This is a genomic window from Bacillus sp. SIMBA_074 (genome assembly GCF_046534555.1).
Classification (GTDB): domain Bacteria; phylum Bacillota; class Bacilli; order Bacillales; family Bacillaceae_G; genus Bacillus_A; species Bacillus_A mycoides.
This window is the reverse complement of the sequence record NZ_JAWRYM010000039.1, coordinates 1-20,663: the sequence shown is the minus strand read 5'-3', so window position 1 is coordinate 20,663 and position 20,663 is coordinate 1. Positions and strand designations below refer to the sequence as shown.

Sequence of the window (20,663 nt, the reverse complement as noted above, 5' to 3'; positions counted from 1 at the left end):
AAAAAGCCCTGCCACAAGGCAGAGCGAGTAAGATGGATTACACGTATCATATAACAATTTATATCAGTAACACAAAAGATCATAATTTCATCTTCACTAAAATAAAAGCACGTTCATATAATCCCTAAAGCAGTAGCTATCAAACGGATAGCTATTTTTTTATTCTCATAAAAACTATCACGCCTCATCATCAATTCATTATAAACATAGGAATCTTTGACTTTCTCACTCCCAAAATACTTCAACTCAATTATCTGACGTTGATCATTATCAAGAGCATATTTCAATGTCCGTTCAATTTGTTTAAAACGTATCTCATGATTCTTATCGTCACCTTTCATTTTCCAACGATAGTACCCCACTTGCCAGCTACATTTACTCGCATACCCATGTAAGCAAAATGTAGATTTCGGTGGTTCTGCATTTTCTTGAAAGCTTTTTCAGCGCTGTACATCTGCTTGATGTCAAAAACACCTTCGTTCTCGCACTTTACAAACTTCATGAATTCTGTCATTGGCATTTGATATCTCTTTAACTTTAAGGGTATATTCTCATGTCTTACCCAATATGCAAGAAGATGCAGCGAAAACATTCGCGAAGAGTATATTTCGATATGTGTTTACAAAATGTTTGCAAACACATATCGAAATGCTCAAAAGCATTGATTTAAAGGCATCTATAACACATTGAAATAAAACATTACATATAAACTCATGTAATTTTAGTGCACCTTTTTTGAGATTGGAATATATTTTGTAAAATACGCCCCCACTAGCAACAATACGATTGAGACTAGCCAAGTAAAAATACCGCCAAAATGAAGCCAATATGCAAACAAATTTAAGGTTGCAATTAAAAAGCAACAAATAGAAGTTAATGAACTTTTTAATCCTTTTATCCCCGCTTTTTTTCTTTTTTGATATGTTATATACATCAAAGCGACTAGAAAAAGGATTAGAACAATTGGTAACATAGCTTGTAGCAATGGCAATCCCTCCTGTCTATTCCCACCCCTTCATTTCACCATCTTATTCCTTTTTAATCTTTAGGAGTCATTTCATTTTTCTCTTCTCTCCAAAAGTCAGCATAAGTTTTATTTTTAAAGTTCACATTCACTTCGGAAAACGGAAGGCTTTCTCCAACTTTCAATGAGTACCACTCGTTTAAAAGTGGCGATCCGAAGCAAATATTCAATGTACGATCCTGCAAATCAATTAATACAGAATGCAAAGTCCCAAACCACTCTTCATAATTATGCACCGTCACCCCGATAGGATATTCTTCTTCTACTAATCCTTTTAAAGATTCCATGCTCACCTGTTCATTTCGATTTAAATGCTCATGTAAAATGTGATATCTTTTTGTAGATTGTTCTAATTTCCTATTATTTAATTTCTGAATAGGTGAACTGACTGCATGGTTTGTTGATACGGTAAAAGCTTGACTTTCCTCATTAATTGTTGTTATTGATTTATGCCCGTCAAATATTTCAATATGTGCTGCGTTTAAAGGATCCGCTACAATTATATTAATATTACTTGCTATAGGCATTTCTTTTATTAAAGATGTAGCTTCATGCGTATTTCTACATTTCTCCAATATTACTCGAATTACCGCAAAACATTGCAAACCATTTACCATCGGTTTTCTTAAACCTTCAATATTCCCTACAGGTTGACCACATGCTGAAAATGTAATAGATAACCCATGCTCATTAACTCCTTCTGTTCGGCCAAAATATTGAGTAGAAAAGCCACTATGTGCATATGCACCTTCAACATGCGTCGAACAAAAACGCATATCATCTATTTTGGGTGATAAATCAAAATTTCTTAATACATATGTATGCTTTAAATCAGTTTTTTTAGGTAATACTGCACAATGACTACAACCTGCTTTTAATAATGTCTGATAATAATACATCATATTCCTTGAAGGAATTTTCAATACTTCGCAAAAGCCTTCAATTTCTTCATTAATTCCTGGACAATATTGTTTTAGTACATTTCTAGATTCTGTCCAATGGTTATCCCATATTAAATTTTCTTGCTGTATAAATTGTGGAATAAGATACGGATGTTTCTTTACGAATTCTCCTTGTTGCTTACCAATTTCATAATGATTTCCTTTTAGTGACGAAAAATACCCCTTTATTTGATACACATTAAATTCCCCCTCACATTGAATATATCCATATTATACCAAATTCTTCTTGTTCATTCTTGATGTTTTTCGCTCTTTTCCACATACATTAACAATCCTTTTTTCTTTTCAATCAGGTCAGTTAATAACTATTTGATACCTACTCAAAACATTGTTAAAATTACCGTAAGAGCAAGTGTTCGAGAGGTTATTAGGATGAGCACAGTATTTCGAAACCAGTTAAAATAATATCAATTGGAATAAACTCTACATTGAACCTGTTTATTGGCGTTCAACTAATTATGAAAATGCGAAAACTTGTATTTCAAAGGGATGCAAATGGCCATATTGTTCAGTTAAAGAAAGAATTTTTTAATCACCCATTTATTATGATAAAGGGAGTAATTGTATATGAATAAAAGCAAACCAGTTGATGAATTGACTATTGAAGACTTGAAACAAAACCCGATATGGGAATGGGCAATAGATGAAGAGGAAAATGAAGAGTGCGATGAAACGTGGGTAAAACCAGTGGAAACTATAAATTTCACAGAAGAATTAAACGGTTCAATAGTACTGGGCGAATTAATAATACATAATGATGAGAAATCCCCTATGATGTGTAGTATTGATATTGAAAATAACGAGGTATTAATTAGTTCCATTGTTTTTTATAACGAAAAAGAAAATGAGTATTTTGCTATAGAAGATGTAGTGAAAAAGGTTGAGATGCCAATCTCAATTAATATTTATCTCACAATTAATGGAGAGCCTAGATTTTTAAAATTCTCTGCAAATAAAATTGATATTTATAAAAACACTATAAAAACTAACTTAAATTAAATTCAAATTGAAGTTAGGAGAATACTCATTAAGTAAAAAATGGGAAACCATTATAATTAACGGTTTCCCATATATCCTCCTATTTTCAATGTTTATATAAATTTATACTAAATAATCCCCTTTTCCACCAATGTCTCTGCGATTTGAACTGAGTTCCAAGCCGCACCTTTTAATAAATTATCAGAAACAATCCAAAGATGGAATCCTTTTGGCGTATCCGGATCTTTGCGTATTCTACCTACAAATGTATCTCTTTTACCCTCTGCATATAATGGCGTTGGATAAATTTGTTCACTAGGATTATCTTGTAAAATAACACCTGGTGCATTCAGTAGTACTTCTTTAATTTCTGCAACGGTCGCTTCTTTTTCAAGTTCAATATAAACCGATTCAGAATGCCCCGATACAACTGGAACTCTGACGCAAGTAGCTGCCATTTTCAGATTTGGATCTTCTAAAATTTTCTTCGTCTCTTGAATCATCTTTACTTCTTCGAATGTGAAATCGTTGTCTGTAAATATATCCACTTGCGGCAAAACATTAAATGCAATTGGATAATGTTTTTTATCTTTTTTCGCTGGTAATATAGTACTCTTCACTTCTTCTCCTGTAAGCATTGACTTAGCCTGTTCTTTTAATTCATGAATCGCATGAATTCCTGATCCTGATACGGCTTGATACGTTGAAACAATAATTCGTTCTATACCAAATGATTTCCGAATAGGTTGAAGAGCTGTTACCATCTGTAGTGCTGAGCAATTCGGAACTGCAATGATCCCTTTATGTTTCCTTAAAGTATGTGCATTTACTTCTGGAACGACGAGTGGTACATCGTGTGCCATTCGGTATTCACTTGTGTTGTCAATTACAATTGCACCACTAGAAACTGCATGATTTACATATTGTCTAGAAACTTCTCCTCCAGCACTAAAAAATGCAATGTCTACACCTTCAAAACTAGTTGATTTTGTCTCTTGTACAATTATCTCTCGTCCTTTAAATTGCACTACCTTACCAGCGGATCGTTTTGATGAAAGCAATATAACTTCAACTATATTAAATTTAGTTTCTTTCTCTAACAGTTCAATAATTTTCTGCCCAACTGCACCTGTAGCTCCAACAACAGCTACATGATAACCTTTTTTGATCATCTTTTCTCCTCCAATATCACTTAAATGAATATTGCTACAATTTCATTTTATAAAGAATTTAATCATTTGGAAAATTGAAATACATGATATGATCATTCACAAATCATGATAATAAAAGAGGGATTGCTTATGGAAATGAGACATGTTAAAACATTTTGTGCGATTGTTAAATATGGTGGTTTTTCTAAAGCTGCTCATGCGTTAGGCTATGCTCAATCTACTGTGACAGCGCATATGAAAGCATTAGAGAACGATTTACATCTCCCTCTTTTCGATCGATTAGGGAAAAAAGTACTTCTTACAAAAGCAGGTCGTCAATTTCATCCTTATGCCCTAGAATTACTTGCTATTTATGAAAAAGCGCAAGAAATCCCTCAAAATAGTGATAATTTAGAGGGAACATTAACAATTACCTCTAACGAATCATTAGCAGTGTATCGTTTACCACAATTATTACGTACTTACAAACAGGAAAATCCGAAAGTAAATATCGTACTGGAAACAACTACAAACGAACAAGCAATGAATAAGCTGCGTGAAGGAGAAACAGATGTTATTTTCATAATTGGAGAAAGTATGGAACATAATGATTTTATTACGTGTAATTTATGTAATGAAACATTTGGATGGATTTTCCCTGCTCATTTCCCTTCAAACACTGATCCGCTCCTTTTATTACAAAATACTCAATTTATATTTACTGAACAAAGCTGCGGCTATAGACCGATGGTAGATCGTTTTTTACGTCAAAGTGGGAATATTCCCGCTAAAACATTCGAAACTTCCAATGTTGAAGTCATTAAACAATCTGTGATGTGTGAGTTAGGAATTTCAATTCTCCCTTACATCGTTGTACAAGAAAGTTGTCAAAAAGAGCAACTCTGTTTTCAGCCCATCGAAACTCCAGCAGCCATTCAAAGCCATGTAATCTATCATAAATCTAGATGGATATCACCCGTTTTACAATCGTTTCTTACATTATTAGAGAGAATAGAATAGAAAAGTAAGCGAGTAATAACAAAAATGAGTAACTGCTCTAAAAAGCAATTACTCATTTTTGTTAAAACATTTGTGTTCATAACAGTAAAGGTGTTTCAAAATCAATATGTATATTATTTATTAGCTTGTACCTCACCTGCAATTAATTTACTACCTGAATATGTACCTTTTTGTATAAAAACTTGATTAATTAATTCTTTTTGCTCCTTTTCTGACATTACTCCTTTCCCTTCTCCTAAATTTCCACTTTGCAATTTCCAAATCTTGTTGTGGTCCACATCAACCTTTTCATATTTTCCTTGTTTCCATCGTTCTAAAATATCCACATATGTACTTTTTTGTGCAACATCATTACTATTTATAATTTCAAGTAAACTTTCAACACGTTCTTGTGTAATAAAAATATAGCCCCACTTTTGATCAGCTTTTGTTTTTTGATGTGCCATTTCATGTAATGCTGTCTGTATGTTCTCATCTGTCCATTTGAAATTTTTATTAAAGCCACTATTCGGCAATGAATAATTTCCATTTTCTAACATCTTCGCATCTTCGGCTTTTAAATTACTATCAGCTAATACTTCTACTGCCGGAGCGGCTGGTGATACCTTTTTCGCAGCTGGTTTACTGTGATTCAAATAATACAATATCCCATATGTTAAACCTACCCCAATTACTACCATCCCCGCGATAATTCCTAATACTTTAAATAGTGTTTTCATCTCGCCTGTTTCCTCCCACATAGCCCTTTTCATAATTTCTATCTATCAAAAACAGATGTAGCTTCTCTTTTTTCGCAACTTACTGCAATTCATTTTTTCATATTAATTAACATAAATATAACTATTACTTTCCAGAAATGTAGTAACTCCATCCTCATCGTTACTTTTGGCAATAAATTTAGCGACGGATTTTAATTCTTCAACAGCATTGCTCATCGCTACGCCAATCCCACACTTTTCTATCATTTCCATATCATTGTAGTCATCTCCAAATGCAATTACTTCAGATACATCTCGATTTAAGTGCTGTAGAACATGCTGAATGCTATTCCATTTTGAAACATCCGTATGCATAATTTGACATAATGTTCCGTTATCTGTAATGACTGCCTTACACTCATCAGGCAATTCCTTAGTGAACTCCTTATTTATTGAGCCATTAGTACAAACAATTAATTTAGAAGCTTTTTCAAAGTTTAATTTTCTTATATCCATGACTTCACACGGCACATCACCAAAATAATCAGTAACATCAAAATTTGAGTACAGCTTATCATTTATTTCAAGACAAATCTGATGAAGATTATACTTTTTTGCTATTTCTATAATTTCTAAAATATCATTTTTAGAAATCTTCATTTCATATAAAATATCATTACCTTTAAGAACTAGAGCTCCGTTATAACAAATGATAATCTCACTTTTTAACACGTTGGGAATATACTGTTTTATAGCCCTTGGAGGCCTTGCCGTAGCAAAAATCAATTCGTCTCCATTATTTTTACATTCCCTCAAAATATTAATAGATTTCTCTGAAATTGTTTTATCACTTCTTAATAAAGTCCCATCAAGATCTGAAATAATAATCTTTTTCATACTTACATTTATTCTCCTTTCACAAATAATAACTCGAAACATTGATTATTTGTTGAATCAAATGAGCTTTTACGGGTAGTTAATCTCTACCTACTTTTGGTCTCAATTCAATTTTGAGTCTCATTTTCATTTATTACATATTTTCTATTTCCTGAATCATATATGTATTTCCTTATATTGTATTTCTTTTCTTTATAAATTGAAAGATTATTCCGTCAAAAATCCCCATCTTTTTCAAATGCAAATCCCACTCTAAGCATTTCGTTTTAAATTTATAAAAATATGTGCTAGCCTAATATTTTTAGTAGCTGCATAAATATGAGTTTATTGTATGATGGTTTAACATTTTCAAACTTTGATTATATAAGGTTTTAGAGGACATATCAGCGACCATTTCCCTCTTACCATTACTAAGAAGTATTCGTTTAGTTTGCATTTTTGTTTGCAATCTGGTTTGCAAACTTGTTAGCACTTTTTTATATTTCTTCTATTACATATACCTTCACAAACACATCATACTTAACTGCTAGCTCTTCTAATTTCTTTTCTCTATATTTGGTTACTGTAAAAAAATGAATGACTGGCATTTCCCCATTATGCTTCGTTTATAAATTTGCGTGAACTCTTCATACTTTTTTAACTTCTCTTCATTCACTTTCATTTTCTGCGAGCGATCTACCTCAACTGCATGAAGTATATTTCCTTCATCACGGAACTTCACATTTGGGACAATCTTCTTTTTCTCTTCATTCTTTTTATATCGTATTTCCGTTTCAATCTGCCAATCATACGGGCAGAATAAGTGTAACCAAGATTCGTTTCTAAGTAACGCATGTATTTCATATCACCAATCAACCCAGCAACTCTACATACTTATAAAAGGATTATTTTATAAAAATATAAACTTGCAAAATACTTACTAGTGTACTAAGTTATTAATCCAATCCTTCTATTAAATTTATTCATATATTAATAGCAAACCGAGAAAAGGAGGTTTTTATTTGGCTGAGCATACAAAATGTGTTTGCGAACAATTAGAAAGATTACAGTTAGGTACAGAAGTAGATGTTTTCCTCACAGGAACAACACTAGAGGATCTTATTTTCACTAACTTTAATCCGGATAATTTTTGTGTAACATTTGTGGATAATACAACAGAACCTGGCTCTATAATTGTTTTGGACTGTCGTGATATTCAAGCGCTGAGAATTGAAGCTGAGTAGAGTAAAGATGGGGCTTTGAAAAAAGCCCCATTTCGTAATTCCCTAAGCATATTTCAATATAAATTATAAAATAGAGGAGCCGGAAAAATGTCAGTTTTCATAAACTATGCTATTACTCCCAAAGTATTTAATCCTAATCTAACGTCTCTTCCGAATAACCAATCTTCTTTTATCCCAACCAAAAAAGAGCATTCTAAAGATATTTGCTATCTTTTAGAAACATTTTACTTAGGAAAAAAAATAAAACAACTTTTAGTTAACGGCACAATATTAAAAGCTTCTATATTTGTAGGTTTCCATAATAGATCATGCCTGGCTACGTTTATAGATGAAAACGGAGATATCACTGTAGTTAACTGTGAGCGTATTGATGCGATTGTGCTCTAATTGTGAATTTACATGTGAATAAATAATCATTATTTTCAAGATAAACGTGTAGTTCTTACACATAACGCCAGTAACTGTTACTATAAGAGACTAGGTCTGAAGAGCACTAATATACAGTTCTTTTTTAGGCTCAACCGAATAAAACTCAACATTCCGTCAATACTTTAGATAGGCATTAGCCAAAACTCATTTAAAGTCCCTAAACTTTCTCCGATCCCCACGGAGAACCAGCCGAGCAGATAGCTTTTGCTAGCTACTCTTTTGTTTGAAATTAAAATAGTGTTTTTGTTCACCAAACTATTCTTTTGTGAAAAATCACTTCGGCTTCATTTGTTGTTGTGTATTTTATATTGTGGCGATCCATTAACGCTTACTTTAGCATCAATTGTAAACATTAATCCTGCATCTACAGAACCAGCAACACCTTTATCCTGCAAGACGTAGTACCACCATGATTATTTATTTTATTTACATTAATTTAATACACCTTTTAATATGTTTCTCATACTATAAAAACCAAATCCATATGTAATTAAATTAATTATTTGTTGATACATTATAAAGTGTTTCTTTCAAATAAATCGAAGAAAGAAACACTTTAGTTGGTCGTTTGATTACTTTAACTGAGTCCGTATTTTTTCTGATTGGATCATTAGTTGCGATAATTGTTGCTTTTAATTCATATCAAAAAGCACTTACTAGTCAATAAATATTCTCCTTACCAATTTAATATCAAAGGAGACCAAGATAAATATGTTACCGAACAGAACCTATTCACCTTATCTAAGTTATCGCCCTGTCTATGGTCATTTTCCAATTTCATATATCTACCATATAAACCCTATACACATTCAAAACTTTCCGAAGTACTCCACCCCTGATTACTTCCTACCACCTCATATACAGCATTCATATCCAGTTAGCAGTATTTATACAACTCCCTTTTATAAAAATTTCAACCATATAATAACAGCAAAAACATGGGATAACTAAGAAACTATATATACTCACTTAAAATAAAAACAGGCTCCCTATTTTTATTCATTTCACGTACACGCTCCGGAGTAAGACCGTTGGGTATATTTTTTCGTTTTCCACCTCGCTCTTTCGGGTGTGTATCAAGGTATCTACCCAGTTGGTGTAATTCTTGACCAGTCGGGCAGTTTTTACAAACACTAATACTAAAACAAGCATTATCTGAACGATTGTAATAACAACGTCTGTATTTCTGCTCTATGATATCGCCAATTTCGTATGTGATTTGGATGCATTCTACTTTCGTTTCACTCATTAACCGAATTATTTCACATACACTATTCACTATCGATGCCAATCTTCTCTTCATCCCTTGAATAATTTTTCCAAATCAATACATACTACTTCCAAGCCACTTAATCCACGGCTGGTACTTCTTTCTATTGTTACAGTAGTAACCAGGTAGGTTCGTCACTTATCTGCTTTCTCTGTATATTTTTTAAAATATCGAAAATACTACCTACAAGCTGTTTGAACTAGCAGCTTCACTCTTCTTAAAATGGGACAGCAATTTATCACAATTGACTAACTCATTCGAATTGCTGGCAGACAACCAAAATTGTTGTCTGCTTTTTGTATGGGATTTTTTATTTTGCATATACTACTTTTGAGCCTGTTTACCAATGCAAGCCATTTGGGTGTTTTGAATTCCGACTAAGCTTTTTTTGTTGCATAGATTATTACATCTTTGACAACACTGGTTAAAAGCGCATTTTCTGGTTATTCGTAGTTCTAATCCAGAATAATTTTTCTCCTAAAAAGGACGGCAGGTACGACTGCTCGTCCTTTTTTACTTATATCGCATACTTTCCCTTTTGACAGCTATGAACTACATTACCCTCATCATCATAGTAAGCAATCTCCCAATAAGGATGGCAGTTGTACGGTTCTATTTCCCCATCGAACAAAACAAACAAATTAGAATACGAACTCACATATTCAATATGTATAAAAAAACACCGAGTACCTTATAAGGCACTCGGTGTTTTTTTATGCTCGATTCTCTTTTAACCACTTCGTAATAGCATCTAGCCTCGAAACATCAAAACGTCTTTCTTCACACACGTTTAAGCTGTTTAAACTTTTCACAATTTCTAATTCATTCGACTTTATACTTTTTGCTTCAATCAATTTACAGTACCCGTCTGTGACGGTATTTAAATTTTCATAATAACGCTGCAACGGTTTTGATATATGTAAATGTTTTTCAAAATTTCTTCTGCTTCTCGTCTCATCAAATTCTTTTCGTTTTCTAAGTTCTTCATCATTCGTGTACAAATAAAAATATTGATCTGGAAAACCAATTTCTCTATTTATCATCTTTTCTTTATAAAAGTTTTCTATTAAAGATAACGGCTGATTAAATATATCAAAATGGAAACACCAATTATAACTAAGTGGCTGATAAATATCACCATCGAGTATTACTAACTCATATTGCTGCGACTTCTGCACTGCTATATTCCAGCGCTCTACTTGTTTTTCAAAATACCATGTTCTATGTTCATTTTCTGGTCTTTCAAATAATAGATTAACTTCAGGTATAATAAATGCACCGTAATTTTTTTCTAATTCACGACATGTTGTACTTTTCCCAACAGCGCTCGCTCCCTCAAACGCTACAATCCCCATATTTTCTCCCTCTTTCATTAGCTAATATCTCGTTGTTTCACTTTTCGCCCCCATAACTGTTTCCATAAAACGATTGAAGCGATAGAAAGCATTATTGTTGTAATGATACTACCTTCAATACCAAATGAGCCTCCATGAAGCACTTCTGACCCATTTGTTACAGGTTTAAATAGTGGTGTTGAATATATCGTCATGCCACTAACTGCAAAACCATAGACATTATATTGTGCCCAATTCCAAATGGAATGCCATGCACAAATCCCCCAAAGACTACTGTCCTTTAATACGTAAAAAGCTGCAAATACACCAACTAATATTATATTCGATATTGAAAGAATTGTAATACCTGGATTAAGTAAATGAAGAAAACCAAATAAAAAGGACGTCACTATAATCCCAACCCATATACGACTTCTAACAGAAATAACTGGAAACAACCAGCCTCGTACAATAATTTCTTCCGTTGCACCTTGTATTAAAAAAGCAATTAAAGATCCTACAATACCAAATATGGCGGTTGCCGTAATTTGTTGCATTTGTAGTTTTACAATACCTGTTAATACAAGTACAATTACTGGTATTGAAATGAAGACAAATCCTATTAACGCACCTCTCAAATACTTTCTCATCCATTGCACTTTCCAAAAACCAATGGATGAAAATGACCTTTTCTCTACAAACCTAATCCATAAAAAAATAAAAAATATAGCCCCACCAAACGTTAATATCATCTCAATATTATTATAAATTGCCTTTACAAATGATGTATCTGCTTTCGGTAAAAACAGCATAAACAACATGAAAAATTCACCTAAAGTTAAAAATACAATTGCAAGTATAACAGCGAAAATAGGATGAACTTTTCTTCTTCCTTCTTTTGCTGCTTCAATTATTTTAAATTGTTTATTTAGCAATATTCTATCCTCCTTATTATTGTAATCATCTGTATTCTTAAAATATATATCGTTTCCCTTAAACATATTTTTTAAAATAAATGATTTCTGTTTGGAATAAATTCAGATTAGGAATAATATATAAATAAAAGAGATGTCTTCGTGCCTTTTACCAGTATCACCCAATTCATTCACTGGTATTACCAGCACTTGCTATTTCCCACCATTTGTTGTAAGATAGTAATTAAGGTCAATTTAGCACTATACTTTCTTTGCATATTATCAAGTATCAATCAGGAATGTTTTGTACTCCTTATGGATTTTTGATAATATGTGAACTTTTATTTTCAATCGAATAAGGCCGATCATATTGTAATCTTTTTAAATTTTAGGAGGCATTACCATGACATTAACAGGTAAAGTAAAATGGTTTAACAGCGAAAAAGGTTTCGGTTTCATCGAAGTTGCAGACGGTAGCGACGTATTCGTTCACTTCTCAGCTATCACTGGCGACGGCTTCAAATCTCTTGACGAAGGTCAAGAAGTTAGCTTCGAAGTTGAAGACGGTAACCGTGGACCTCAAGCTAAAAACGTTGTAAAGCTATAATTCAATCAATAAAAAGGTTGTTACCAGCTCGGTTAACAACCTTTTTAATATATAACTAAAAATTTTTACATAAAAGGAGTGGTTACATGTATCGCAATCGAAAGAACGATGTAGCAGAAGTACCACCAGAACAAACCCCTGTTTGGGAATGTGAATCAGAGGATTGTTTAGGATGGATGAGAAAGAACTTTTCATTTGAAGAAGAGCCTAAATGCCCTTTATGTAAAAGTAGTATGAAAAGCGGAGAACGTTTATTACCTAAAATAGGTTGATTTTTACAAGCCCCTCTTATTTTAAATAAGAGGGGCTTTTTTATTAATAATGAATATCCTCTACATCTGTTCGTACAATAGAATACATTAATGCATCGTGTTGTTTATTTCCTTGATGAATGTATCCACGTAACAGCCCTTCTTGTTGAAAACCTAATTTAGATAACATATTACACGAAGTTATATTTTCAGGATATGTAATAGCTCCAATTCTAAATAAGCCTAAATCTCGAAATCCATAAGTAATAATCTCCCTGGCTGCTTCAGAAGCATAACCATTCCCCCAATAACGAGGATGCAAATCATATCCAATCTCTGAGCGTTTACTCCAAAGTTGTAAATTATTTAATCCAATTGTTCCTACTAAATTATTTGTGTCTTTTAATACAATCCCCCAACGCATTGCCTTTTTCTCAAAGTAATTTTTTGAAAAAGATTCAATCATACGTGAAGCTTGTCCAAACTCAGTAAAAGAATTCATACCGTAATAACACGTTACCTCATCTAATGAGAATATTTCATATATTTTTTGACAATAAGATTGTTCTATTTCAACTAAGCGCAAGCGTTCTGTTTCTAACATAGGAAATACCATAGGATCACTCCTTTCTCTCTACTCATTTATTATAGCAGAAAAAGTATTTATAATTAGGAAAGTCCTTAATGTCCCACAAATCAAATATTTCTAGCGATGTTTATCCTATTAATAATATATAACTTCGTTGTATTTATTAATTCCCCTCTAAAAACTACCCCTAATTTATACCCTCTCATGTTAAAATATAGAAAAAACAGGAAATATTTCTTACGGAGGTGCTTAAACTTTATGTATATTTTCATTGGCTTATCCCTCTTGCTCATTTTACTCATTTTTTTATTCGCAAAAAAATTCACACCAAACTCATTTATGATGACAAGTTTTAAAGGAAATAGCTTTAAGACATTTTCAGTTGGTATATTAATCGCTGCCACACTCTCTCTTTCATACGGAATGTATCACGCAGCAACATATCAACCTAGATATTTAGATATTAAATTGCAAAATCAAAATTTCACTGTTTTTGGTAATGTTGGTGAGTTTGGTTATTTCTCAGAAGAATTACTAAAAAAAGATGCAGAAGTTGAACTGTATTTTGTCTCTTGGGAAACAATACAATTAAATAATCCAGAAATAATAGTAGACTACCCTTCAGGCAAACAGGAAACATGGAAGCCTAATATAACATTAATTCCTACAAATAAATTAAAAGAAAAACATAGTATTAAAGAACTTTATCGGCTCTCACCGTATTCCTTTGAAGAATCTGGAAAAATAACATTAACTATTAAAGAGAATAAAGCCAATCATAAAAATATTGTAATTAATGTTAAATAATTACAAATAAAATATCCCTCCATTATGTTGGAGGGACATTTTATTTACATATGTATTCAATATTATTATTTTGACTGTTCATTCAATGTCGTAATTATTTCATTGGCAGTATTCTTTCCGTTTCCAATACAAGCACCAATTCCTACACCGTAATATGAAGCACCAGCTAAGTATACATTAGGATAAAGCACGGCCAATTTTTCTTGTAATGATTGAACAGCTTGATTATGTTCTAAATGATATTTCGGCATTAAATCTTTCCAATTTGTAACTTCAATTACTTCCGGTTCATCTTTAATTCCGAGGCTCTTTTCAATATCATATAAAGCAACTCGTACTAATTCTTCTTCACTATAACTTTTGATCGTTTCATATACTGAATTAGTGCTCTTATAAAACATTCTTACTAATAGCTTTTGTTTACCAGATGTATGTTTCCACTTCCTGCTTGTCCATGTGCAAGCATCACAATGTAAATCACTGTTTTCCGTTACGATAAAACCTGTGCCGTCAGCCGGTAGTTGTTCATCTAGTATGTCAAAACCTAAGTAAATACTTATAAGCGATGAATTTTTAAATTTATTAAAATGCTCATTTAACTCATTAGACTGTAATAACGTTTGTGCGATATCATGTGGAGCTGCTAAAACGACATAATCAGCTTGTATTGTCTCATGATTTGCAAAAGAAACCTCATACCGATCCCCTTTTTTACTTATCACTGTTGTTACAGCACCTTTATTAATGACAGTCTCCGTCAGCACTTCTTCTAAGCGATTAATAATCGTAGATAGTCCACTTTTAAATGATACAAACTTTTTATTTCCTGCTGACTGAAATTGTTTTTTATTCTCTTCAAAACCTTTAATAATACTTCCATATTTATTTTTATACTCAAGTAAATATGGTAACGTAGATGCCATTGTAAGCTCCTTCAATTTACCAGAATATACACCTGAAAGCACAGGTGCAATTTGTCTTTCCACTAATTCTTTCCCTAAAAAGCTTTCTAAAAATACAGCAAGTGATGTATCCTTTGTAAACTCCTTATTTTTCGTAATAAAATCTTTTAAAGCAACGATTTTCCCTTTTTTTGAGACTAGCGTACTGCTAAATAATGATTCAATACTCATAGGAATCCCAAATATAGTGTCAGCAGGAATTGGATGTAATATGTTATCAGAGTATATGTAAGAAATACCTGTTTCGTTATATACCATTTCATTTTCTAAATTTAAATCTTTTACAAGCGGCAAAACATGTTCATTACGAGCTACAATAGAATCTGCTCCAGATTCCATAATAAAATCATTTTCTTCCACACTGTGGATTTTACCACCTAAATACTCTTCTTTCTCAATAAGGATTAAATTTAAATCTATATTATAATCCTTCTTTAATTTTTCTAAATAAAACATAGTAGAAAGTCCAGTAATACCTCCACCGATGACAACGACTGTTTTCATATTTGCTGCGCCCCTAACCGATACAATTAATAATTCCTTTATTATTATAACCAAAAATTATCATAGTCGACTAGCAGCTTGCGCATTCTGTAAGAAATTAGACAATATATATGAATAAAAAAGAACTATAACATATTCAACTCACGTCATAGTTCTTTCTATTTTAAAAACATAAACCAGTTTATTAATTTGTCAATTTCTTGGCTGTGTGCTATTACTTTTTCATGTTGAAGTCCATAATTTGAGACTAGATTCAATAATTCTTCTTTTTTCAATTCAATTATTTTTTCTAACTTCACTAATTCCATGTCGTCTTTATTCGCTCCAATTTCAAAATATATGTATTTTAGTATAGCCTACTTACATAATAAGTAAAAGTCTCATGCTAATGTAAAATCTTACATATTTGAAAAAACAATATACTACTAACAAAAAAAGAGACTTAAACTAAGCCTATTATTACAGGTCATTATAATTTTCTACCATTTTTTATAAATATGTTAGTTTATGAATGTGTACCATTTACTATTAATTTAAAGTTAGACACTTTTACTCATTAATAATACAACAGAATTTCTCAAATGTTTTATCTTTATATTCTGGAACCCTTGTTAAGTGATCAAAATAACTATATGAAAATTTAAATATGTGCCCAAAATCCCAATTAAATTCGCTGTAGTCTTTAAGCCAGAATGCATTATCTAGCGGAAGTGTATCAACTTGTTTTGCTTTTGTAAGAGGTAAACGATCTACAGGAGAATTCAATATTATTTGGGCATTCGGCATTAAATTACGACTTTTTCTAAGTACATAAACTAGCTTTAATAGTGGTTTTATTCCTCGTTGAAATAATTCTATATGCCCTAAGTCATATAATATATTAATCGCATGTGAGAAGGTAAGCATATGACCAATTAAATCTTGATGTGATTCTGCCTTATATATAACATTAAATTCAGATAATTCATTTAAAATAAATTCAGATAATTGCTTTGGGTTTTTAATTTCGCTTTGAATCTCCTCATTATTTATAATTAGTTGCTTTACTACTTTAGTTGTAAAACCAATCCAAGATCTACCGGGAATTGTTTTTTGAAACGATAATATAAGGTTTGCTATATTATTAATATCTTGCTCACTCCCCCAATGACTTAACTCCTTAATGGCTAGTAAACTTAAAGAAGCGTAAATTACATTATGACCAACCCAATGGAGTTCATCAATCGTTTGTTCCAAAGATTTAATTATCGTTTCTTCAGCACTTTGATAATCGACACCTTGTTTATTATCAATTGTTTCGCCTAACCTTTGCTTATGGAGCATCATTTTCGCTTGAGAATAAATGTTACAGGCAGTTTTTTCATCAATGTTATTGTTTTTCGTAAAAAAATAACTAGCAATGGCAGCTGCTCCGAAATGTGCATGCCAAATATCATTTGTTTCTTTTTTACATTGAGATATAATTGAAAGCCCATCTTTTAATACACTTATATTTTCCATCTCTCTTATCCCCTCTAAACCCTAATAAAAATGGTTTTTTAACATCTACAAAGTCGGCAAAAAGCCAGGTGAAAACTCTTGAAAAGTTTCCTCCTTTACAGTTATAAATTAAAATTGCCCCTGTCGCTCAACAAGAATTAAATTTGCTTCTAATAATATTTTGAGATGATACTTATTCATCCCTAATGCAGTCTCAATCTTCCACAATTGTGATTGTTTTGATTATGAAATAAATAACGAACAATTTCTCGTTTTACTCCTGCCAAAGCCTTAAAAATTTCCACTCTTTGTTTATCTGAATTATTTGGTTTGATAGTCATGGAACTATCTTATTTTTTTGTCAAATCTCTCATCTTCTTAAACATACAAAGTGAAAATCAAATGTGTATGTATTTATAGATAGTTGTTTTATTATACACGCGAATCTTTATGTAATTGATACTTTCTATTATGTTACCACTTAGTATGTATCCTTAAGCTACTTCCTTAGCTTAACGAAGGTGTTAATACAAATAAGATGTGATTCATTTCATCACTCTTATTCAAAAATCTATGTTTCACGTTCGGTGGAATACGCACAACATCTCCTTCTTCTAAAAAATATTCATTCCCTTCCAATTCCACATACACTTCCCCTTTCATTACAACTGCAATTTCTTCCTTATCTTCGTGGGAATAGTGACTTTCTGTTGTATTTGCATATCCGTTTAAATCCATCATTAACATTTCAATGCGAGCTTTCATAAAATCTGGTGTTAACACATCATAAACAATATGATCATTATTTTCTCGATATACTTTTTTCCTATCTTTCTTCTTAGAAATAAGTGAGTCTGTATCGATATCATTAATAAAAAGAGTAAACAACGGTACATTTAATGCTTTCGCTATTAATTCCAATACATTTAAAGAAGGATTGGCATGTCCTCTTTCAATTTGACTAATAAGTGAAGTACTGATTCCTGCATAATCAGCAAATTCACGAATTGTCATATTATTTTTCTTACGATAACTTAAAACAGTTTGACCTAGTCGATAATGAATCATTGTTACAACTTCCTTTCGTCCATCATAATACATCTTTTGTCCCTTTTGTGCTGACATACTAAACAGTGGCAATTAATCCTTCCTTATTTCATCTTAGGCTTATATACTAACTTTTGTACATTATATTATATACAGTTCATTATAATAAACAACCAATCGGAGGGACAAACTTTGAAATCACCTATTCTTTCATATTTCATCTTATTTTTCGGCGTGTTCGCCTTATCTACTTCAGCTATCTTCGTAAAAATAGCCGATGCCCCTGCAGCAATCACTGCTTTTTATCGATTATTGTTTGCTACGGTAATTCTTTTACCGTTTCTAATATTTAATACAAACAATCGAAGCGAACTTCGCTCATTATCAAAAAAGCAATGGGGATTTGGACTCTTATCTGGATTATTTCTAGCAGCTCATTATGTACTATGGTTTGAATCATTACAGTATACTTCCATAGCAAGTTCTACAGTTATCGTAACGTTGCAACCTTTATTTTCAATGGTCGGTGGTTATTTTTTATTTAAGGAACGGTTTACGAAAGGTGCGATTATAGGCTGCCTTATTGCAATTTCAGGAAGTATCGTGATTGGGTGGCAAGATTTTCAAATTAGTGGCGAGGCTTTATACGGCGATATTTTAGCTTTTATTGCTGCTGGCGTCATAACAGCTTACTTTTTCATTAGTCAATATGTTCGTAAAGACCTATCCCTAATACCGTACTCGGTAATTAGTTATGGCAGTAGTTCACTCTTTCTCGGTATATTTGCTTACACACAGCAGTCATCTTTCTTCAATTACACTGCACAAACATGGTGGTCCTTTATAGGTCTTGCATTCATTGCAACGATTTTAGGACAAACAATTTTTAATTGGTTATTAAAATGGATGAGCGCTACTGTTATCTCGATGAGTATTTTAGGAGAGACAATTGGAACTTGTATTTTAGCCTATTTCATTTTAGATGAAACAATTTCTTTACAGCAAGGACTAGGAATTCTACTTATTTTCATTGGATTAGCATTATTTTTATTACAACCGAAACAATCAAATCACAATTTATAAAGTGAAACTTTAATCAGTGGGGGTTTTGTTCATCCCCCGCTGATTATTAGCCTTCACCAATAGGGCGTTTACGGACAGTTTTTCTCCCTCATAACTTCTTTGATCCAGCCAAATTTTGAGATGGGAGTTTTACTGCCGACAAATAGCGGGATAAACAAGAAAAGCATGACATTAGTTTGCCATGCTTTCCTTGTTTATTTATTATTGCGGAGATTGTTCCACCTGCTTTTGCTTTAGCCTTTGCTCCAATACATGAATCATAAAGAGGAAATGCTCTGCCTCTCTTGTAACATGATCAGCAAGCAACTGATTTATGACATTTCGGATTTGACATGTTTGAATTAACTCTAATCCTGCTTTTTTGAAATTCCTTAACTCAACAGTGGCATTTTCACTATCTTTATTCATTTTTCCTATAATCGGATATGTCGGTTCTTTTTGATATAACATCGATTCAACATCTCTAGCTTGATTAAGAAGAATTTCAAAATCATCTCCAAATTTCAACGCTGTATGAACAAGATTTCTCTCCGATTGATCCAGTAATGAAGCAATAAAACGTGAGTGTTCCATCATAATTCGTAACCAGAAAACATTCTCGCTAATAATCGCATCTTGAATAGGATCCATCTTACCTTCATTAAACTTTTGAAGTGTCCGCATAAAATATTCCGCTTCTCGTGCAACATGATCCACTAAAAGTGGAAAATTAAACCCTTTCACTTTACAACTGATGATTAAAATTAGTAAGTTTCTTTTATAATTACGAAAAGCATACACTAACTGAATACTCTCTTCATTTAATTGCCTTACCGCTTGAACAGTTTGTGGAATAGTAAATGCTTTTTGCCGCTGCCTATCAAACTGATTATAAAACTGTTCTACTTACTGAATTAAATTTTTATCGTTACGATTAAACCCCTCACCAAGAAACAAAGCATGCTCTTTCATAATACGTAACCAAAATCTATTTTCAGTTATAGATCGTTCAATAAATAATTGTTCTGTTAATGATTCAGATGGAGCTGCTTTCAATTCCGGTGGCAACAGCATAGCTCACTGTGGGTCCATAATAAAATGTCCAGGAATAGATTGGTCTGTCGACATTACAATCACTCCTTGTTCCTTGAATGCTCAATTATACTATGTATGAAAATAAAATTTAAATATACTTATGCAATCGTTTTTTCAAGGTTTTTGAAATTTCCACATATGCATTCCCCTTGCACATAGAAATAGATTCTATTAAGTCATATGCTTTCCGGATTGAGATGATTCCTAATGCTTCATCCTTTAAAACATCCTTTAAATAAAAATTGTTCTTTATTTTTAATAAACTGAAAAAAGCATGGCGTCCTTTAATCTGTACCCTTTGTAAAGGACATTTTGAAAAAAGTTAGGCAACATCAAGGAGATGATTTCTGTATCCAACAG

Annotated in this window: 21 protein-coding genes and 5 pseudogenes; 9 read left to right on the top strand and 17 right to left on the bottom strand. The window is 32.2% G+C overall.

From position 1 onward, the window contains the following. Positions 1 to 113 precede the first annotated feature (113 nt). Positions 114 to 341 carry an ArpU family phage packaging/lysis transcriptional regulator gene (locus tag SB773_RS26845; RefSeq protein ID WP_002085632.1) on the bottom strand — a complete coding sequence of 76 codons (228 nt, stop codon included), beginning with the start codon at positions 339 to 341 and terminating at the stop codon, positions 114 to 116. A gap of 181 nt (positions 342 to 522) precedes the next feature. Between SB773_RS26845 and SB773_RS26840 the strand changes: the two are divergent. Next, positions 523 to 609: pseudogene (locus SB773_RS26840) on the top strand (tyrosine-type recombinase/integrase); the annotation flags it as partial. A gap of 112 nt (positions 610 to 721) precedes the next feature. Here the strand turns inward: SB773_RS26840 and SB773_RS26835 are convergent. Both SB773_RS26835 and SB773_RS26830 read right to left on the bottom strand, forming a co-directional pair. Then, positions 722 to 985: a hypothetical protein gene (locus SB773_RS26835; RefSeq protein ID WP_131247165.1), complete on the bottom strand. Its 264-nt coding sequence runs from the start codon at positions 983 to 985 to the stop codon at positions 722 to 724. Positions 986 to 1,038: 53 nt separating this feature from the next. Next, complete coding sequence (locus tag SB773_RS26830) at positions 1,039 to 2,163, bottom strand: C45 family autoproteolytic acyltransferase/hydrolase (RefSeq protein ID WP_088032974.1); 1,125 nt, start codon at positions 2,161 to 2,163, stop codon at positions 1,039 to 1,041. A 390-nt stretch (positions 2,164 to 2,553) separates the two neighbouring features. On the opposite strand from SB773_RS26830, the gene SB773_RS26825 reads away from it, so the two are divergent. Further along, positions 2,554 to 2,985: a hypothetical protein gene (locus tag SB773_RS26825; RefSeq protein WP_131247167.1), complete on the top strand. Its 432-nt coding sequence runs from the start codon at positions 2,554 to 2,556 to the stop codon at positions 2,983 to 2,985. Positions 2,986 to 3,092: 107 nt separating this feature from the next. Here SB773_RS26825 and SB773_RS26820 read toward each other — a convergent pair whose 3' ends face one another. After that, a complete protein-coding gene (locus tag SB773_RS26820; protein WP_088032971.1) occupies positions 3,093 to 4,136 on the bottom strand; it encodes an aspartate-semialdehyde dehydrogenase in 1,044 nt (347 codons plus the stop codon). A gap of 129 nt (positions 4,137 to 4,265) precedes the next feature. Between SB773_RS26820 and SB773_RS26815 the strand changes: the two genes are divergently transcribed. Then, the gene (locus tag SB773_RS26815) at positions 4,266 to 5,135 is read left to right on the top strand and encodes a LysR family transcriptional regulator (protein ID WP_410593195.1); all 870 of its coding nucleotides are present in this window, start codon (positions 4,266 to 4,268) and stop codon (positions 5,133 to 5,135) included. Positions 5,136 to 5,248: 113 nt separating this feature from the next. On the opposite strand, the gene SB773_RS26810 is transcribed toward SB773_RS26815, so the two are convergent. The 3 genes and pseudogenes from SB773_RS26810 to SB773_RS26800 all read right to left on the bottom strand — a co-directional run. Then, positions 5,249 to 5,854, bottom strand: a complete 606-nt coding sequence (locus SB773_RS26810; RefSeq protein ID WP_113734465.1) for a PRK06770 family protein — start codon at positions 5,852 to 5,854, stop codon at positions 5,249 to 5,251. Between the two features lie 102 nt (positions 5,855 to 5,956). Then, positions 5,957 to 6,730 carry an HAD family hydrolase gene (locus SB773_RS26805; RefSeq protein WP_113734466.1) on the bottom strand — a complete coding sequence of 258 codons (774 nt, stop codon included), beginning with the start codon at positions 6,728 to 6,730 and terminating at the stop codon, positions 5,957 to 5,959. 476 nt (positions 6,731 to 7,206) lie between these two features. Continuing rightward, positions 7,207 to 7,565: pseudogene (locus SB773_RS26800) on the bottom strand (replication-relaxation family protein); the annotation flags it as partial. 166 nt (positions 7,566 to 7,731) lie between these two features. Between SB773_RS26800 and SB773_RS26795 the strand changes: the two are divergent. Both SB773_RS26795 and SB773_RS26790 read left to right on the top strand, forming a co-directional pair. After that, complete coding sequence (locus SB773_RS26795; RefSeq protein ID WP_000807684.1) at positions 7,732 to 7,953, top strand: hypothetical protein; 222 nt, start codon at positions 7,732 to 7,734, stop codon at positions 7,951 to 7,953. 87 nt (positions 7,954 to 8,040) lie between these two features. Next, a complete protein-coding gene (locus SB773_RS26790) occupies positions 8,041 to 8,340 on the top strand; it encodes a hypothetical protein (RefSeq protein ID WP_088032963.1) in 300 nt (99 codons plus the stop codon). 326 nt (positions 8,341 to 8,666) lie between these two features. Here the strand turns inward: SB773_RS26790 and SB773_RS26785 are convergent. The 4 genes and pseudogenes from SB773_RS26785 to SB773_RS26770 form a co-directional block, all read right to left on the bottom strand. Further along, a pseudogene (locus tag SB773_RS26785) lies at positions 8,667 to 8,774 on the bottom strand (N-acetylmuramoyl-L-alanine amidase); the annotation flags it as partial. A gap of 590 nt (positions 8,775 to 9,364) precedes the next feature. Then, positions 9,365 to 9,631, bottom strand: a pseudogene (locus tag SB773_RS26780) (hypothetical protein); the annotation flags it as partial. A gap of 734 nt (positions 9,632 to 10,365) precedes the next feature. Continuing rightward, entirely contained in the window at positions 10,366 to 11,025 is a 660-nt protein-coding gene (locus SB773_RS26775) for a chloramphenicol acetyltransferase (RefSeq protein WP_410593191.1), read from the bottom strand. Continuing rightward, positions 11,025 to 11,921, bottom strand: a complete 897-nt coding sequence (locus SB773_RS26770; RefSeq protein ID WP_060751773.1) for a CPBP family intramembrane glutamic endopeptidase — start codon at positions 11,919 to 11,921, stop codon at positions 11,025 to 11,027. The genes SB773_RS26775 and SB773_RS26770 overlap by 1 nt, the downstream gene beginning before the upstream one ends. Before the next feature lie 382 nt (positions 11,922 to 12,303). Between SB773_RS26770 and cspD the strand changes: the two genes are divergently transcribed. Together cspD and SB773_RS26760 are read left to right on the top strand one after the other, a co-directional pair. Next, positions 12,304 to 12,507 (top strand): cold-shock protein CspD, encoded by a 204-nt coding sequence (cspD, locus tag SB773_RS26765; RefSeq protein ID WP_002012849.1) that lies wholly within the window; start codon positions 12,304 to 12,306, stop codon positions 12,505 to 12,507. A gap of 86 nt (positions 12,508 to 12,593) precedes the next feature. After that, on the top strand, positions 12,594 to 12,779 hold the full coding sequence (locus SB773_RS26760; protein WP_000286202.1) for a cold-shock protein: 186 nt from the start codon (positions 12,594 to 12,596) through the stop codon (positions 12,777 to 12,779). 43 nt (positions 12,780 to 12,822) lie between these two features. On the opposite strand, the gene SB773_RS26755 is transcribed toward SB773_RS26760, so the two are convergent. After that, complete coding sequence (locus SB773_RS26755; protein WP_002031946.1) at positions 12,823 to 13,374, bottom strand: GNAT family N-acetyltransferase; 552 nt, start codon at positions 13,372 to 13,374, stop codon at positions 12,823 to 12,825. Positions 13,375 to 13,605: 231 nt separating this feature from the next. On the opposite strand from SB773_RS26755, the gene SB773_RS26750 reads away from it, so the two are divergent. Further along, positions 13,606 to 14,154, top strand: coding sequence for a hypothetical protein (locus SB773_RS26750; RefSeq protein ID WP_410593187.1), 549 nt, complete (start codon positions 13,606 to 13,608; stop codon positions 14,152 to 14,154). 65 nt (positions 14,155 to 14,219) lie between these two features. Here the strand turns inward: SB773_RS26750 and SB773_RS26745 are convergent, their stop codons facing one another. The 4 genes from SB773_RS26745 to SB773_RS26730 all read right to left on the bottom strand — a co-directional run bounded on the left by SB773_RS26745 (position 14,220) and on the right by SB773_RS26730 (position 18,224). After that, positions 14,220 to 15,620 carry a protoporphyrinogen oxidase gene (locus tag SB773_RS26745; protein ID WP_410593185.1) on the bottom strand — a complete coding sequence of 467 codons (1,401 nt, stop codon included), beginning with the start codon at positions 15,618 to 15,620 and terminating at the stop codon, positions 14,220 to 14,222. A gap of 158 nt (positions 15,621 to 15,778) precedes the next feature. Beyond that, positions 15,779 to 15,928, bottom strand: a complete 150-nt coding sequence (locus SB773_RS26740) for an aspartyl-phosphate phosphatase Spo0E family protein (RefSeq protein WP_199627496.1) — start codon at positions 15,926 to 15,928, stop codon at positions 15,779 to 15,781. A 241-nt stretch (positions 15,929 to 16,169) separates the two neighbouring features. After that, complete coding sequence (locus SB773_RS26735) at positions 16,170 to 17,120, bottom strand: hypothetical protein (protein ID WP_410593183.1); 951 nt, start codon at positions 17,118 to 17,120, stop codon at positions 16,170 to 16,172. A gap of 486 nt (positions 17,121 to 17,606) precedes the next feature. After that, the gene (locus SB773_RS26730; RefSeq protein WP_002031957.1) at positions 17,607 to 18,224 is read right to left on the bottom strand and encodes a helix-turn-helix domain-containing protein; all 618 of its coding nucleotides are present in this window, start codon (positions 18,222 to 18,224) and stop codon (positions 17,607 to 17,609) included. Positions 18,225 to 18,338: 114 nt separating this feature from the next. On the opposite strand from SB773_RS26730, the gene SB773_RS26725 reads away from it, so the two are divergent. Then, positions 18,339 to 19,229, top strand: a complete 891-nt coding sequence (locus tag SB773_RS26725; protein ID WP_002168408.1) for a DMT family transporter — start codon at positions 18,339 to 18,341, stop codon at positions 19,227 to 19,229. A 201-nt stretch (positions 19,230 to 19,430) separates the two neighbouring features. Here the strand turns inward: SB773_RS26725 and SB773_RS26720 are convergent. Continuing rightward, positions 19,431 to 20,282: pseudogene (locus SB773_RS26720) on the bottom strand (DUF2935 domain-containing protein). Positions 20,283 to 20,663 lie beyond the last annotated feature (381 nt).

What these genes read in the sequence shown, in the direction of transcription:
- cspD (WP_002012849.1), top strand. Translation starts at nt 12,304, where the DNA reads ATGACATTAACAGGTAAAGTAAAATGGTTTAACAGCGAAAAAGGTTTC.
- SB773_RS26750 (WP_410593187.1), top strand. Translation starts at nt 13,606, where the DNA reads ATGTATATTTTCATTGGCTTATCCCTCTTGCTCATTTTACTCATTTTT.
- SB773_RS26790 (WP_088032963.1), top strand. Translation starts at nt 8,041, where the DNA reads ATGTCAGTTTTCATAAACTATGCTATTACTCCCAAAGTATTTAATCCT.
- SB773_RS26760 (WP_000286202.1), top strand. Translation starts at nt 12,594, where the DNA reads ATGTATCGCAATCGAAAGAACGATGTAGCAGAAGTACCACCAGAACAA.
- SB773_RS26815 (WP_410593195.1), top strand. Translation starts at nt 4,266, where the DNA reads ATGGAAATGAGACATGTTAAAACATTTTGTGCGATTGTTAAATATGGT.
- SB773_RS26745 (WP_410593185.1), bottom strand. Translation starts at nt 15,620, where the DNA reads ATGAAAACAGTCGTTGTCATCGGTGGAGGTATTACTGGACTTTCTACT.
- SB773_RS26810 (WP_113734465.1), bottom strand. Translation starts at nt 5,854, where the DNA reads ATGAAAACACTATTTAAAGTATTAGGAATTATCGCGGGGATGGTAGTA.
- SB773_RS26730 (WP_002031957.1), bottom strand. Translation starts at nt 18,224, where the DNA reads ATGTCAGCACAAAAGGGACAAAAGATGTATTATGATGGACGAAAGGAA.
- SB773_RS26820 (WP_088032971.1), bottom strand. Translation starts at nt 4,136, where the DNA reads ATGATCAAAAAAGGTTATCATGTAGCTGTTGTTGGAGCTACAGGTGCA.
- SB773_RS26805 (WP_113734466.1), bottom strand. Translation starts at nt 6,730, where the DNA reads ATGAAAAAGATTATTATTTCAGATCTTGATGGGACTTTATTAAGAAGT.
- SB773_RS26735 (WP_410593183.1), bottom strand. Translation starts at nt 17,120, where the DNA reads ATGGAAAATATAAGTGTATTAAAAGATGGGCTTTCAATTATATCTCAA.
- SB773_RS26825 (WP_131247167.1), top strand. Translation starts at nt 2,554, where the DNA reads ATGAATAAAAGCAAACCAGTTGATGAATTGACTATTGAAGACTTGAAA.
- SB773_RS26845 (WP_002085632.1), bottom strand. Translation starts at nt 341, where the DNA reads ATGAAAGGTGACGATAAGAATCATGAGATACGTTTTAAACAAATTGAA.
- SB773_RS26740 (WP_199627496.1), bottom strand. Translation starts at nt 15,928, where the DNA reads ATGGAATTAGTGAAGTTAGAAAAAATAATTGAATTGAAAAAAGAAGAA.
- SB773_RS26755 (WP_002031946.1), bottom strand. Translation starts at nt 13,374, where the DNA reads ATGGTATTTCCTATGTTAGAAACAGAACGCTTGCGCTTAGTTGAAATA.
- SB773_RS26775 (WP_410593191.1), bottom strand. Translation starts at nt 11,025, where the DNA reads ATGAAAGAGGGAGAAAATATGGGGATTGTAGCGTTTGAGGGAGCGAGC.